The sequence below is a fragment of the Corynebacterium minutissimum genome, assembly GCF_000805675.1.
GTDB lineage: Bacteria > Actinomycetota > Actinomycetes > Mycobacteriales > Mycobacteriaceae > Corynebacterium > Corynebacterium minutissimum.
Genome location: NZ_JSEF01000012.1, coordinates 150,407 through 164,731 on the forward strand (window position 1 = coordinate 150,407; position 14,325 = coordinate 164,731).

The following is a 14,325-nucleotide window of genomic DNA, read 5'->3' on the forward strand; positions in this document are numbered from 1 at the left end:
CCGAACGGCGTTAACGGCTAGTCCTCGCGTACGCGCAGGACAATCGAGCCAGTTGTTTTGCGTTCCTGCAAGTCACGGTGCGCCTGCTCTGCCTCAGCGAGGGGGTACTCGGCGGAGATACGGAAGTTGAGGTCACCGTCAATGACTGCCTGGACGACCGCCTGCGCGCGCATCTGGAACTCGCCCTCCTGTGCCGTCCACGCACCAAGGGAAGGACGGGTGAGGAAGATGGAGCCGTGTTTGTTGAGCAATTGGGGGTCCATCGGGGGAACCGGACCGCTGGCAGCTCCAAAAAGCGCCACAGTACCGCGGGGACGGACAACCTCAAGGGACTCGTTAAAGGTATCTTTGCCCACGCCGTCGTAGACCACGTCGACGCCCCGGCCACCATTAAAGCGGCGCACCTGCTCAGCTAGTCCCTCGCTGTAGAGAAAGACCTCGTCAGCGCCGGCGGAGTAGGCGAGTTTCTTCTTTTCCTCAGTGGAGACCACGGAGTACACGGTCGCACCAAGCGACTTGGCCATCTGGGTGAGGATGAGACCCACGCCGCCGGCACCGGCCGTGATGAGGCAGGAAGCGCCTTCACCGAGCTGGTAGACGCCATGGCTGAGGTAGTGGGCAGTCATTCCCTGAAGCAGCATAGATCCGGCAACGGCTGAGGGAATCTCGTCCGGTACGGCGACGACACGATCACGAGGCACACACACTTGCTCCGCATAGGAGCCAAAGGCATGATCCCAGGCCACCATGGTGCCCTCAGCAATCTCGCCCTTAGGATCGTGGACGACTCGTCCCGTGCCTTCAAGACCCAGGATGAACGGGGTAGAGGCGTTGTAAATGCCCTCGCGATAGTACGTATCGATGTAGTTGACGCCGGCCACGGAGACATCGACAAGCAACTGCTCCTCCGACGGCGCGGGATTATCCACCTCGGTATAGGTGAGGACCTCAGGTCCTCCGGTCGTGGTTACCTGAATTGCATGCATATACCTAGGCTAAACGACATCACGGTGAGAGCGCAGCAAAAGGGCGCCGCCTCCGCCATAAGGGGAGACAGCGCCTGTTTGTCGAGCGGCTTAGCGCACTCTGCGGGGAGTGACTACTGCACGGTCGGAGCCTGCTCTTTTCCGAGAATTCGGCGTTGGCCATGGGCCCACAGCAACGCTGTGCATGCGGTCACGACAGAGGACATTCCGACGTGGAAGGGCACAGTCCAGCGTGGGATGTGGAGGTAGAACTGGATAACGCCGATGGCCCACTGCACAATGATGCAAACGATGAGCACCCAGCCGGCTTTCTTAGCGGCCTTCGGCGCATCGGAACGGTGCAAGAGGAAGACGACGACCAAGGTCAGGGCCAAGTACACGTACATGCAGATGGCGTGGATGACGGCCATGCCGTAGGTATCAACGCCGAGGCGGCCCTCCATGCCGACGCCAGCATCACCTGAGTGGGTACCAGACCCTGTCACAAAGGTGCCGGTGAGCAGGACAAGGGACAGCGCTACTGCGGCAACGACCGCGAGTGTACGAATAGCAGCAGGGAAGAGTCGGGTAGGGGTCCCTTCGTCAGGTTCGGCGATGCGCGAGTACAACAGGGCGGCAATCCACACCAAAACCATGGAGGGAAGGAAGTGAATTGCTACTGACCACCACGACAGTTTGAGAATGACCGAGAGCGCACCGATGAGCGCCTGCACCACGATGCCGAAGAGCCCTAACCAGGCATAGACCTTGAGCTCTTTCCGCCGCTTGGCCTTGTGCATCGCCACGATGGTGGCCACAGCAGCGGCCGCCACGACAAAGGTGAGGAGGCGGTTGCCAAACTCGATGACCTGGTGGACCAGCGGGGCCGCACCTTTAATCGGAACCAACGAGCCGGGATGGCAGTTGGGCCACGTCACACAACCCAGGCCGGAGCCGGTGACGCGAACGATGGAGCCGGTGACAGTGATGCCACCTTGGCACAACAGGAGGATCAGCGCGAGGATGCGCTGCATCTTGACCGATGGGCCAATCTGGCCATCGGATACCTGAGCTGATGACGGGGGCGACAATGTATTGGCGGTACTCACAGCTTATAACCCTACCGCTCGGGCGTGCCCGGAACTAATACCATGAGCCCGGCCACGCCACCTGGGGAGAAAAGTCACATTTAGCCATCGAAGCAGAACCATCGCACCGCGGCAACCGACGCCACCGCGGCCCAGCCCGCGAGGACCAAGAGCTCGAATCCGGGGAAAGACCCGTTCAACGCGGTATCGAGGCCAGCTGCCATTGCAACGGTGGGCACGAGGGTAAGAAGGCCGTTATCGCCTAAGCCCTGGGAGAACATGACCCATCCCACGGTGCCGAGGAGAATAAACCAGATGAGGTTGGACACGGCCAGAACTACCTCAGAGCTTAAGGTACCGCCGAGGAGAAGGCCCAGTGCCGTAAAAGCCGCGACACCCAGTACGAGAGCGATAAGGCCTACGGCGATCCCCTCCACACCTACGCGCAGGCCCAGAATCGCTGCTGTTGTGCCGAGGACGAGAACTTGCAGGACGACCATGGACAGCACGGCGATAATCTTGCCCGCGACGATGGCCCAGGCGGGAACGCCAGAGGCACCCGTTCGTTTGAGGGCCCCGTAGCGGCGATCAAAGGCTAGGGAGATTGCCTGACCGGTAAACCCGGACGAGGTTGCGGCAACAGCGAGCACCATGGGAAAAATCTCAGCGATACCGTGACCGGTAGTTCCCTCCAGCTGGTGGGCGCCGATGAGAATGGCGAGCGGAATGATGATGCTGAGGAGTTGTTGCTCACCATGTCGCAGCATGAGCTTTGACTCGATGGCGCCTTGGGCGCGAGCCATCGACGCCACGCCGACGCGCTGTGGCTGAGGACTGAAAGTACCGGGTGCGAAAGTGCTCATTGTGTCGTCTCCATAAAGCGTTCCGCGAAGGTAATGCGCGGAAGAGAGTAAGTGGCTAGCTGCGCATCTCCCGACCAGTAAGGTCAAGGAAGACGTCTTCCAAGTTGCGATGTGATGTTTCGAGGCTGCGCACGAGAACATCTTGCCGGGCCAGCTCCGCGGTGAGAGCAGCAATAGTCTCAGGTTGAGCAGGCGCGCTCAGCCGGTAGTGCAGTGGGCGGACTGTTTCGGCGCTCATACCTGCGGAGCGGAGCTTTTCGACGTCTATCGGGCGAGCGGTTTCAAAGCTCACCTGGGAGGTCTCTGTTGAGGCCATGAGGTCCGTGGTGGTTCCGCTGGCCACGAGCTTGCCGTGGTCAATGATGACCACATGGTCGGATAAGGACTCGGCTTCATCCATGAGGTGTGTGGTCAACACGACTGTCACGCCATCGGCGCGCAAGGCGCGGATGAGGTCCCACACGGCAAGCCGCGATTGAGCATCCATGCCGGCGGTGGGCTCGTCGAGGAACACCAGCTCTGGGCGCCCAATGATGGCGAGGGCCAAGGACAGCCGCTGTTGTTGGCCGCCGGAAAGACGCCGGTAGGTATTGTTCGCGACACCACCCAATCCGAGAACATCGAGCAGCCAGTCTGGGTCCAAGGGATTCTTGTTATAGGAAGCGCTGAGTTTGAGCATTTCGCGCACCTTGATTCCGGAATAAGAACCGCCGCCTTGCAGCATGATGCCGATGCGGGAGCGCACGGCATCTGGTTGCCGGGACGGGTCGATTCCGAGGACCTCGATTCTGCCAGATGTGGGCGTGGTAAACCCCTCACACATGTCGATGGTGGTGGTTTTACCAGCGCCATTGGGGCCTAGCAAGCAGAGAATTTCGCCGCGATTGGCGCGGAAGCTCAACCCGTCCACCGCATTCACGTCACCATAGGTCTTGACGACGTTATCCAGGGCCAGCGCTGTTGTATTCACGAAGGCCTAGTGTAGGACACGGACACCAGCCCTGCGTAACCCAACCCACCCCACTGCAGCGAGAGCCACGAAGGTAAGAAGTGCGGCGAGATAGATAACGAAGACAGTCCCGGGAGGAAGACCCAACCCGCGGGGCAGCACGATGAAACTCATCACGCCGGAATAGAGAATGACCGCCATCCTAAAAAAGCGCCGGTTTGCCCATGCCGCTAGCGGCAGAATTGCCCACAGGATGTACCACGGCTGGACGACAGGGAAAAAGACGACAAGGACGAACGTGGATACGCCCAGCCCTCCCACCGGGTGGATAGCGCCACGATAGACAGCGAAGAGCATGCGGATCATAAAACCAGTAGCGATAATCACGCCGACGGTGCGGGTGACGGTGAGAATGGCCTCGGTGTGATCACCTAGCCCCAACAGCATGCCGAGGAAGCCAGCGCCGACGCCTACCGACGTCGTCGTGGACAGCCAAGAACGAATCGTTGCCGCACCACCCTGGCCGAGGACCCAGCCGATGTCGATACCGGTTATTAAGGTGATGAACGCAATCGAGAAGGCCAGTACCACGAGCTGCACGAGGCCGGCGGTGAGCACAGCGCGAAGGGGAGAGGTGCCGTGCTTGTCGACGAGCCTCTTGGCCCACGCCATACCGACAAAACCCAAACCGATAAAGCCAGTGACCTTGACCATCCCGGCGCAGGAAATAAGCACACCGGAGGCGAAGAACAAAAGCCATTCGTGCCAGCGTTCGGAGTGTTCGTCATTGACCGCTCGCAATCCCAGCTCGAGGCCGACAAGCGCGAGCCCCAACATGAAAGCCTCATTGTGGATTCCACCAACGAGGTGAAGGATGGTCAGTGGATTTAGGATGCCCAGCCACAACGCGGCTTCGGGAGAAACTCGGCAGCGCACCGCCAAGCGCGCAATGGCCCACCCGGCGGCAATGATGCCCAGCAAGGAGAAGACGCGGTGGAGGATGACACCCCAAATAATGGAATCGCTGGTCAACCAGCTCACCACGGCGGCCAAACCTAAAGCGACGGGTCCATAAGGCGACGGGGAGTTGGCCCAAATGAAAGGCACCGAGCGGGCAAGGTCGTTATCGGCGCCGAGCAATTCAACAGGGCCAGCAGAATAGGGGTCGAGGCCCTGCATCACAATCGAGCCGTTGGCCAGGTAGGAGTAAATGTCCTGGGTAAAAAGGGGAGCGGTGACGATAAGTGGCAGCACCCAGCCCAACCACGTGCGCCACATTTGGCTTTGAGTCACCACACGCGGGGAGTGGCTAAAACGCTTCTCTTGTCCATACTTTTCAGAAGAGGATAGCTGCCGCGGGAGCGGAAGGCGCAAGGGAGCGCCCACGAAGGGAGCCATGCAGACCCACGCGAGAACCATGAAGGCTACACCAATAAAGACGAGGGCTGAGGCCGATTGCAACATGCGGGACATGAGCGAACCAAAGGGTAAGGACTCGTATGGGTTACCAACTACCGGCAGTGCGCCGGCGCCAAGACCCCCAAGTCCGATGAGCAGAGCACCGATAGTGCCCAGCCATCGCAAGGTGAACAGAGTCCGGAGGTGGGCGATGGTGCGCCGGTGGACGTCGCCAAGCCCTGGCTCGTAACCTACGTGCGCTGTATCCGGAGCGTCCTCGTGGAGGAGGGCAGAGCGGGAACCGGCGAGGCCCATGCGCGGCAGTTCATGGCGCACGCCCCACACGGCGCGCCTGAACCGCCCCGATCGGGTGTAGTGACGCTCCTCATTCATGAGTGTCTACCTTAGTCGCTCGCTCCGCAGGCGACACGCACCTCCCGATAAGGGCTAAAAGGTGGAAATCGGGAATCAATTAAGGAACACTAGTGTTGTCTAATCTGAGACACGTTCCCTAGGACACACTCAAGGAGGTGCACACCGTGACGAAGGAGACTCGCTCCACCGAGGGCGATACCCGCCGCCATGTCATGTTGCTGCTTCTCAAGGACGGCCCCGTGACGGCGTCGTACCTGGGTGAACGCCTAGGTCTCTCGGCCGCTGGCATCCGCCGGCACTTAGACATTCTGGTGGAAGAAGGACTTACTGAGGTCGTGCACCGCCGCCCGCCAGCCCGCCCCGGGCATACGGCTGGCCGTGGCCGCCCAGCCAAACACTTTCGCCTCACAGATCAAGGCCGCGCGCAATTCGGCCACGCCTATGACGAACTGGCTGCCGAAGCCCTCACCGCACTACGTGAAGCAGGTGGCCCAGAGGCCGTGCGCCGCTTCGCCAAGGCTCGTTTTGAGCGCCTTGTGGAGGACGTCAAACCCCTGGTCAACGAAGATGAATCGGTACCAGAGGTGGCACGCCAGCTCGCTGCGGCTCTCGATGCGCACGGCTACGCAGCCACGGTGACGTCCGTCGGCAACGGCGTGCAGATTTGCCAGCACCATTGCCCAGTAGCCCACGTGGCCGCTGAGCATCCGGAGCTGTGTGAGGCTGAACAGGAAGTCTTCTCTGCCCTTTTAGGAAAACATGTGCAGCCCTTGGCCTCCATTGCGGATGGTCATGGAATCTGCACCACAAACATCCCTTTAACGCCCGTACCGCCGTCCACGGCGGGGCGGCAGGAACGCTAATCGACGAGAAAGGAGCGGGCTTTGACACAGGCACAACCAGCACCAGGGCTTGAAACCAAGATGAGCGATGACGAGATCATCTCCTCCATCGGCGGCTACGAGTATGGCTGGCACGATTCCGACGAAGCCGGCCAGGCAGCACACCGCGGATTGAGCGAGGACGTCGTTCGCGACATTTCGAAGAAGAAGAACGAGCCCGAATGGATGCTCGAGTCGCGCCTCAAGGCACTGCGTGTGTTCAATAAGAAGCCGGTTCCGACGTGGGGCCCGGATCTGTCTGCGATCGACTTCGACAACATTAAGTACTTTGTTCGTTCTACCGAGAAGCAGGCCCAGACCTGGGATGACCTTCCGGAGGATATTAAGGAAACCTACGACAAGCTGGGTATCCCGGACGCTGAGAAGAAGCGGCTGGTCTCCGGCGTTGCGGCTCAGTACGAGTCAGAGGTTGTCTACCACAAGATCCGTGAGGATCTTGAGGAGCAGGGCGTCATCTTCGTCGATACCGACACGGCCGTGCAGGAGTACCCGGAGATTCTCCAAGAGTACTTCGGCACCGTGATTCCAGCTGGCGATAACAAGTTCTCTGCGCTGAACAATGCCTGCTGGTCCGGTGGCTCTTTCGTGTACGTCCCGAAAGGCGTGCACGTAGACATCCCGTTGCAGGCCTACTTCCGTATTAATACCGAGAACATGGGTCAGTTCGAGCGAACCCTGATCGTCGTTGAAGAGGGTGCCTACGTTCACTACATCGAGGGCTGCACGGCTCCGATCTATAACTCGGATTCCCTGCACACCGGTGTTATTGAGATCGTCGTGAAGAAGGGCGGCCGCTGCCGTTACACCACGATCCAGAACTGGTCCACCAACGTCTACAACCTGGTGACCCAGCGCGCCAAGGTGGAAGAGGGCGGCACCATGGAGTGGGTCGATGGCAACATCGGCTCCAAGGTCACCATGAAGTACCCGTCCTGCTGGCTCACCGGCGAGCACGCCAAGGGTGAGGTTCTTTCCTTGGCCTTTGCAGGCGAAAACCAAGTTCAAGACACCGGCTCCAAGATGATCCACATGGCGCCGAACACCTCCTCCAACATCGTGTCGAAGTCCGTGGCCCGCAACGGCGGCCGCGCCGCCTACCGCGGACTCGTGCAGGTCAACAACAACGCCTCCAACTCCACCGCGAACGTCGAGTGCGATGCACTGCTCGTGGACAACGATTCGCGTTCGGATACCTACCCGTACAACGACATCCGCAACGATCATGTCACCCTGGGCCATGAGGCAACCGTGTCTCAGGTGTCTGAGGAGCAGCTGTTCTACCTCATGTCCCGCGGTATCGCCGAGGAAGAGGCAATGGCCATGATCGTGCGCGGCTTCGTCGAGCCGATTGCCAAGGAGCTCCCTATGGAATACGCCTTGGAGCTCAACCGTCTTATCGAGCTGCAGATGGAAGGATCGGTGGGCTAAGTGGTAGCTTCCAACGAATTTAACCCCGCTGACGTCACCAAGGGTGACCAGTTCACCTCGTTTAACGTCGAGGATTTCCCGGTTCCGCACGGCCGCGATGAGGTTTGGCGCTTCATTGCCCTGCGCAACCTGCGTGGATTGCACAACGGCGAGTTCGCACCGGCCACCGCACAGAAGATCGACGTCGTCACTCCAGAAGGAGTGACCACCGAGACTGTGGCTGCTGATGACTCCCGTCTGGGCACGGCTGGTGCACCAGCTGACCGCGTTGCTGCACAGGCGTGGACATCCATGCCGGAGGCACAGGTTGTCACCGTCGCTGCCGAGGCACAGCTGGACAAGCCTGTGGAGATCACTATCACCGGTGCCGGTGACGGCGTGACCTCCTTCGGCGCAACCTCCATTCACGTGGGACACCACGCTGAGGCCACCATCGTGCTTAAGTACGTCGGCTCTGGCACTCATGCTGACAATGTGGAGTTCGTGCTGGAGGATGGCGCCCAGGTCACCGTCGTTGTGGACGCCGACTGGGAGGATGACGCAGTCCACCTGTCGCACCAGGTTGCGAAGGTAGGTCGCGATGCCGTCCTGCGCCACAACACCGCCATCTTCGGCGGTGAGATTGTGCGCCTCGTCCCACGCGTGGTCTTTGATGGACCCGGTGGCGATGCCGAGCTGCTGGGCGTCTACTTCGCCGATGCCGGCCAGTACTTTGAGAACCGCCTGCTCGTCGACCACGACGTCCCGAACTGCCGCTCCCGCGTGTTCTATAAGGGCGCTCTGCAGGGCGCGACCGCTGCGGAGAAGGAAGAGGCGGGCTCTGCTTCGCGAACCCCAGAGGCACGTACCTGTTGGGTCGGTGACGTACTCATCCGCAAGGACGCCAACAACACCGATACCTATGAGACGAACAACAACCTGATCCTCACCGAAGGTGCGCGTGCTGACGCCATCCCGAACCTGGAGATCCAGACCGGTGAGATCGTTGGTGCCGGCCACGCCGCCACCGTGGGTCGCTTCGACGACCTCGAGCTGTTCTACCTCATGTCCCGCGGCATCCCGGCCGCCGAGGCTCGTCGCCTCATCATCCGCGGCTTCTTTTCTGAAGTCATTTCCCGCATCCCAGTCGAGTCCCTGCGCGAGGATCTGGAATCCCGCGTCGTCGACGAGCTCGCCAAGATCAACGCTTAAAACTCCCCGAAAGCAGGTACCAACTTCATGTCTACTCTGGAAATCAAGAACCTCCACGCGCAGGTGCTCCCTAACGAGGAGGACGGCGAGGCCAAGGAGATTCTCAAAGGCGTCAACCTCACCATCAACTCCGGTGAGACCCACGCTGTGATGGGCCCGAACGGTTCTGGTAAGTCCACTCTGTCCTATGTCATTGCCGGTCACCCGAAGTACGAAGTCACCGAAGGCGAAGTGCTTCTCGACGGCGAAAACCTCCTCGAGATGGAAGTTGACGAGCGCGCCCGTGCTGGCCTCTTCCTCGCTATGCAGTACCCGACCGAGGTGCCGGGTGTGAAGATGTCGCAGTTCATGCGCTCGGCCGTTACCGCCATCCGCGGCGAGGCTCCGAAGCTGCGCGAGTGGAACAAGGAACTAACCGAAGCTCGCGAGAAGCTGGCTATTGACAAGTCCTTTGCTCACCGCTCCGTCAACGAGGGCTTCTCTGGTGGTGAGAAGAAGCGCCACGAGGTTATGCAGCTGGACATTCTCAAGCCGAAGTTCGCTGTCATGGATGAGACCGACTCCGGCCTGGACGTCGACGCCCTGCGCGTTGTGTCTGAAGGCATCAACCGCTACCAGGATGAAACCAACGGCGGCATCCTCCTCATTACGCACTACAAGCGCATCCTCAACTACGTCACCCCGGACTTCGTTCACGTCTTCGCTGATGGACAGATCATCAAGACCGGTGGGGCGGAGCTGGCTGACCAGCTTGAGGCTGACGGCTACGATCAGTTCCTCAAGTAAGCAACATCCACATCATGAGTCGCGCGACAAGATCGCGCGATACGTAGAAGAACCGAGCAGAAGGACCCATGTCTGAACTAGACGTTACTGCGATTAGGGAGCAATTCCCCATCCTTTCGCGCTCCGTGCGCGATGGTAAACCCTTGGTGTACCTGGATTCGGGCGCGACCTCGCAACGTCCGCTGCCGGTGTGGAAGGCCGAGGAGGAATTCGTCCTCGGCACCAACGCGCCGGTGCACCGCGGCTCTTACCAGCTGGCGGAAGAAGCTGACGATGCCTACGAGTCCGCTCGCCAGGCCATCGCTGCCTTCGTCGGCGCCGACCGCGATGAGATTGCTTTCACCAAGAACGCCACGGAGGCACTCAATGAGGTTGCCTACACGCTCAGTGATGAACGTGCGGGGGAGCTCTACGTTGGTGAAGGTGACACCGTGGTGGTCACCGAGCTCGAGCACCATGCGAACCTCGTGCCGTGGCAGGAGCTATGCCAGCGCACCGGTGCCACGCTGAAGTGGTACTCCATGACTGAGGATGGCCGCATTGACCTCGATTCACTTGAGCTCGATGAGTCCGTTAAGGTCGTGGCTTTTACCCATCAATCCAACGTCACAGGTGCAGTGGCTCCTGTGCAGGAGTTGGTGCGGCGCGCTCGTGCCGTAGGCGCCTTGGTTGTCTTGGACGCCTGCCAGTCCGTTCCGCACATGCCGGTGGACTTCCATGCGCTGGACGTCGACTTCGCGGCGTTCTCTGGGCACAAGATGTGTGGGCCTACCGGTATCGGCGTGCTCTATGGCAAGGCCGAGCTTCTGTCGCAGCTTCCACCTTTCCTCACGGGTGGTTCCATGATTGAGGTTGTGAAGATGGACAGCACCACGTTCGCTGAGCCACCTACTCGATTTGAGGCTGGTACCCAGATGACCAGCCAGGTCGTTGGGCTTGGTGCGGCCGTGAAGTACCTCAGTGAGATCGGCATGGACGCCATCCACGCCCACGAGAAGAAGCTCACTGCCTATGCTTTGGAGAAGCTCACCCAGATTCCGGGCTTGCGCATCGTTGGCCCCGATAACACCGAAGATCGTGGGGGAGCGGTATCCTTCGTCGTGGAGGGAATCCATCCCCACGACTTGGGCCAGGTTCTCGACGCCCACGGCGTATCCATTCGCACTGGCCACCACTGCGCGTGGCCGCTGCATCGCGCGTGCAAGGCTAATTCGACCGCACGCGCTAGTTTCTACCTGTACAACACTGAGGACGAGGTCGACGCCCTCGTAGAGGCGGTGCGGGCAGCCCGTGCCTTCTTTGGAGTGAGCGAATGAACCTAGATTCCATGTACCAGGACGTCATCCTGGATCACTACAAGAACCCGAAGCTCTCCGGCTTGCGCGAAGGCCAGGCAGAGGTCCACCACGTTAACCCCTCCTGTGGTGATGAGATCACCTTGCGCGTCAAGCTCTCTGCCGATGGAAAAACGGTGGAAGACGTCTCCTACGACGCCGAGGGCTGCTCCATCTCGCAGGCCTCGACCTCCGTCATGGCGGAGGAAATCGTGGGGGTCCCTCTCGAGGAAGCCAATGCCAAGCTGGCCGAGTTCGAGAAGATGGTGACCTCGCGCGGTGAAGTTGAGGGTGACGATGAGATCATTGGGGATGGCATCGCCTTTGCCGGAGTGGCCAAGTTCCCCGCCCGTGTGAAATGCGCTCTTCTGGGGTGGAAGGCTTTCCAGGCCGTCACCATGGAGGCGCTGAACGAATTGGAGAAATAGATGGCAGAAAACACTGAAACCACGGGTCCTACCGACCCGTACCAGGACCAGAACGCGTCCTTCGACGGCGGCGCTGTTAAGCCTGAGCAGACTGAAGAGCAGATTGCTAAGGTCTTCGACATCACCGAGTATCTCCGCGACGTTATCGACCCAGAGCTCGGCATCAACATCGTTGATCTGGGCTTGGTCTACGACGTCTGGCTCGACGACATCGACGGCAAGAACACCTGCGTCATTAACATGACGCTGACTTCCCCGGCCTGCCCGCTCACCGACGTTATTGGCGAGCAGATCGAAGATGTCATCGTGGGCAACAAGCTTGCTGAGGCCGTCCAACTCAACTGGGTATGGATGCCGCCGTGGGGCCCGAACATGATCACTGAGGAGGGCCGAGAGATGCTGCAGGCCCTCGGCTTCGCAGTCTAGTTTCGGTTGCAAGCCCCATTACCGTCAGTCCGAGATACATGCGGTCTTCACAACATGACCTTCAGTGCTCGTGGGCTGGCGGTTTCTTTTTCATAATGTGCGGTGCTTCAAAAGCGTTGAACCATATCGCGCTATGACGATGCGGATAGGAACGCAGGATCCACGGTGGTGGAGATGATCTCTACAGCTTCCTCCTTAGATGTGGCGGATTGAAGACGAGCACGGAAATCATCCTTCATAATCGCCCGCGCCAGCTTGGAAAGCAGCTTGAGATGCTGCTTGCCGGCGTCCTCAGGCACAGCAATGAGGAAGACCATCGTCGTGGGCTCCTCACCATCTGCCCACTTAATGCCCTCGGGAAGACGAGCAAAAGCCAAAGTCGGGACGTTCACCCCCGATGTACGGGCATGAGGGATGGCCACGCCATGACCCACCCCGGTAGAGTGCTTCGACTCCCGCTCCAGGGCGGCTTTGGTGACCCTAGAAGGATCAGAAAGCCGGGGAGAGACAAGCGTGACCAAAGAGTTGATGATCTCGTCGCGGTCATTGCCAAGGTCGTGGTCTAGGCTAACCGTCTCGGCAGAGAGCAGAGGTTGGTCTTGGGCCGATGCTTCTGACACATCCTCCTTAGCTATGCCCGCTGCGTCCTGATCATCCTGGCTCGCAGCTTTGCTCTGGGCCTTTCCATGTTGGGTAAGTCCAATCAAGAGAAGCATGACAGAAGCACAGACGACGACGCCGATGAGCAGTGCGATGAAGAAGCCCACGATGTTGTCAACAGCCCCAAGTACCGCGACGATGGGACCTCCATGCATGACGTGATCAGTGACACCAAACACACCTGCGAGGGCTCCTGCTATCGCACCGCCGATGACGTTTGCCGGAATGACCTGCAGCGGGCGTGCAGCCGCAAGAGGGATAGCTCCTTCGGTGATGCCGAAGAACCCCATGAAGAGCGCGGCGATACCGGCGTCCTTCTCTGCCTTAGTGAACCAAGCACGGCGGACTAGGGTGGCAACACCCACCGCAAGGGGCGGTACGGCAATAGCGGTAGCCGCCATACCCATCGGAGCCGCATTACCGGCGGCAATCATGCCACCGCCGAACAGGAAGGCAGTTTTGTTGAAGGGGCCGCCCATGTCGAAAGCGATCATCGCGCCGATAACGAGACCGAGGACAATGACAGAGGAGCCTTCCATCCCGGCGAGGTACTCGGTCATGGCTTCAAAGGCACCGGCTACCGGCGCACCGACGAAGTAGATAAAGATGAGCCCCACGATAAGCGTGGTGAAGATCGGAATCACGATGATCGGCCAGATCGGGGCGATGTACTTATTAACAGGAATCTTTTTGATTCCAAGGGCTACGTAGCCGGACAGGATGCCTGTGACGATGCCTCCCAGGAAACCAGCTCCAGCTTCTGAGCCATAGAGTGAGCCGGTCGTAGCGATAAGACCAGTGATGAGTCCTGGCGCCAAGCCGGGGCGGTCCGCAATGCCGACAGCAATATAGCCGGAAAGAATCGGCACCATGAGAGAAAAGGCCAAGCCGCCAAGCTCATTCAGGGTGTTCCAGAAAGAGTCTTCAGGAATAGCTAGGCCTTCGGGCGTGGGAGTTCCTCCGAGCGAGAGTGCTACCGCGATGAGGAGACCACCGGTCACCACGAACGGAATCATATGGGAAACACCATTCATTAGCGCTTTGTAGACCGTCTCTCCCAAAGCACGAACCCCGGTGGCGCTGCCGGACGTTTCTTCGCCCTGATTCCCTTGCGGCTCGTCGCTCGAAGTCTTTCCTTCCCACTTCGCTGCTGACAGAGCGCGAGTGAGAAGCTCCTTTGGCTGCTTAATAGCTTCATCAACGCCAGTGGCTGCCAGGCGCTTTCCACGGAAGCGGTCCTTGGCAATCACGGTGTCGGCGCCAATCACGATGGCATCGGCTTCGTCGATGTCCTTCGAGCTAAAGGTACCTTCGACACCAATTGAACCGTGTGTCTCAATCTTGATGCGGTAACCAAGTTCAGCGGCAGCAGCTTCCAGGTTTTCAGCGGCCATGTAAGTGTGAGCGATTCCGGTCGGACATGCGGTAATCGCGAGGATCAACGGTGATCTCGATGTGTCTGATGTGCTCATGACGCCAATGTAGTCACATCGACTTTCATGCATGAGTGAAACGCGCCGAACAGGAGTCAG

Annotated in this window: 13 protein-coding genes; 7 read left to right on the forward strand and 6 right to left on the reverse strand. The window is 59.6% G+C overall.

Annotation, left to right across the window (positions count from 1 at the left end; translation table 11 throughout):
• Positions 1–17: 17 nt before the first annotated feature.
• The 5 genes from NX84_RS07015 to mptB form a co-directional block, all read right to left on the reverse strand.
• Positions 18–986, reverse strand: a complete 969-nt coding sequence (locus NX84_RS07015) for a quinone oxidoreductase family protein (RefSeq protein ID WP_039675262.1) — start codon at positions 984–986, stop codon at positions 18–20.
• 113 nt (positions 987–1,099) lie between these two features.
• Positions 1,100–2,074, reverse strand: coding sequence for a COX15/CtaA family protein (locus NX84_RS07020; RefSeq protein ID WP_052319699.1), 975 nt, complete (start codon positions 2,072–2,074; stop codon positions 1,100–1,102).
• 80 nt (positions 2,075–2,154) lie between these two features.
• Entirely contained in the window at positions 2,155–2,916 is a 762-nt protein-coding gene (locus NX84_RS07025) for an ABC transporter permease (protein ID WP_039675264.1), read from the reverse strand.
• Between the two features lie 55 nt (positions 2,917–2,971).
• Positions 2,972–3,886 carry an ABC transporter ATP-binding protein gene (locus tag NX84_RS07030; protein WP_039675266.1) on the reverse strand — a complete coding sequence of 305 codons (915 nt, stop codon included), beginning with the start codon at positions 3,884–3,886 and terminating at the stop codon, positions 2,972–2,974.
• A gap of 6 nt (positions 3,887–3,892) precedes the next feature.
• Entirely contained in the window at positions 3,893–5,656 is a 1,764-nt protein-coding gene (gene mptB, locus NX84_RS07035; protein WP_039675269.1) for a polyprenol phosphomannose-dependent alpha 1,6 mannosyltransferase MptB, read from the reverse strand.
• 137 nt (positions 5,657–5,793) lie between these two features.
• Between mptB and NX84_RS07040 the strand changes: the two genes are divergently transcribed.
• The 7 genes from NX84_RS07040 (at position 5,794) to NX84_RS07070 (ending at position 12,133) form a co-directional block, all read left to right on the forward strand.
• Positions 5,794–6,501 carry a helix-turn-helix transcriptional regulator gene (locus NX84_RS07040; protein ID WP_039675271.1) on the forward strand — a complete coding sequence of 236 codons (708 nt, stop codon included), beginning with the start codon at positions 5,794–5,796 and terminating at the stop codon, positions 6,499–6,501.
• A gap of 60 nt (positions 6,502–6,561) precedes the next feature.
• Positions 6,562–7,968: a Fe-S cluster assembly protein SufB gene (sufB, locus tag NX84_RS07045; protein ID WP_169744709.1), complete on the forward strand. Its 1,407-nt coding sequence runs from the start codon at positions 6,562–6,564 to the stop codon at positions 7,966–7,968.
• The gene (sufD, locus tag NX84_RS07050) at positions 7,969–9,159 is read left to right on the forward strand and encodes a Fe-S cluster assembly protein SufD (protein ID WP_039675275.1); all 1,191 of its coding nucleotides are present in this window, start codon (positions 7,969–7,971) and stop codon (positions 9,157–9,159) included.
• 27 nt (positions 9,160–9,186) lie between these two features.
• Complete coding sequence (sufC, locus tag NX84_RS07055; protein ID WP_039675278.1) at positions 9,187–9,945, forward strand: Fe-S cluster assembly ATPase SufC; 759 nt, start codon at positions 9,187–9,189, stop codon at positions 9,943–9,945.
• 68 nt (positions 9,946–10,013) lie between these two features.
• Entirely contained in the window at positions 10,014–11,261 is a 1,248-nt protein-coding gene (locus NX84_RS07060) for a cysteine desulfurase (protein ID WP_039675280.1), read from the forward strand.
• Complete coding sequence (gene sufU, locus NX84_RS07065; RefSeq protein WP_039675282.1) at positions 11,258–11,707, forward strand: Fe-S cluster assembly sulfur transfer protein SufU; 450 nt, start codon at positions 11,258–11,260, stop codon at positions 11,705–11,707. The genes NX84_RS07060 and sufU overlap by 4 nt, the downstream gene beginning before the upstream one ends.
• On the forward strand, positions 11,708–12,133 hold the full coding sequence (locus NX84_RS07070) for a metal-sulfur cluster assembly factor (RefSeq protein ID WP_039675284.1): 426 nt from the start codon (positions 11,708–11,710) through the stop codon (positions 12,131–12,133).
• Between the two features lie 131 nt (positions 12,134–12,264).
• Here the strand turns inward: NX84_RS07070 and NX84_RS07075 are convergent, their stop codons facing one another.
• On the reverse strand, positions 12,265–14,265 hold the full coding sequence (locus NX84_RS07075; RefSeq protein WP_039675517.1) for a fructose-specific PTS transporter subunit EIIC: 2,001 nt from the start codon (positions 14,263–14,265) through the stop codon (positions 12,265–12,267).
• Positions 14,266–14,325 lie beyond the last annotated feature (60 nt).

Excerpts from the sequence above, each read along its gene's own strand:
- NX84_RS07060 (WP_039675280.1), top strand. The coding sequence starts at position 10,014 with ATGTCTGAACTAGACGTTACTGCGATTAGGGAGCAATTCCCCATCCTT.
- NX84_RS07015 (WP_039675262.1), bottom strand. The coding sequence starts at position 986 with ATGCATGCAATTCAGGTAACCACGACCGGAGGACCTGAGGTCCTCACC.
- sufC (WP_039675278.1), top strand. The coding sequence starts at position 9,187 with ATGTCTACTCTGGAAATCAAGAACCTCCACGCGCAGGTGCTCCCTAAC.
- sufU (WP_039675282.1), top strand. The coding sequence starts at position 11,258 with ATGAACCTAGATTCCATGTACCAGGACGTCATCCTGGATCACTACAAG.
- sufB (WP_169744709.1), top strand. The coding sequence starts at position 6,562 with ATGAGCGATGACGAGATCATCTCCTCCATCGGCGGCTACGAGTATGGC.
- NX84_RS07070 (WP_039675284.1), top strand. The coding sequence starts at position 11,708 with ATGGCAGAAAACACTGAAACCACGGGTCCTACCGACCCGTACCAGGAC.
- NX84_RS07075 (WP_039675517.1), bottom strand. The coding sequence starts at position 14,265 with ATGAGCACATCAGACACATCGAGATCACCGTTGATCCTCGCGATTACC.
- mptB (WP_039675269.1), bottom strand. The coding sequence starts at position 5,656 with ATGAATGAGGAGCGTCACTACACCCGATCGGGGCGGTTCAGGCGCGCC.
- NX84_RS07025 (WP_039675264.1), bottom strand. The coding sequence starts at position 2,916 with ATGAGCACTTTCGCACCCGGTACTTTCAGTCCTCAGCCACAGCGCGTC.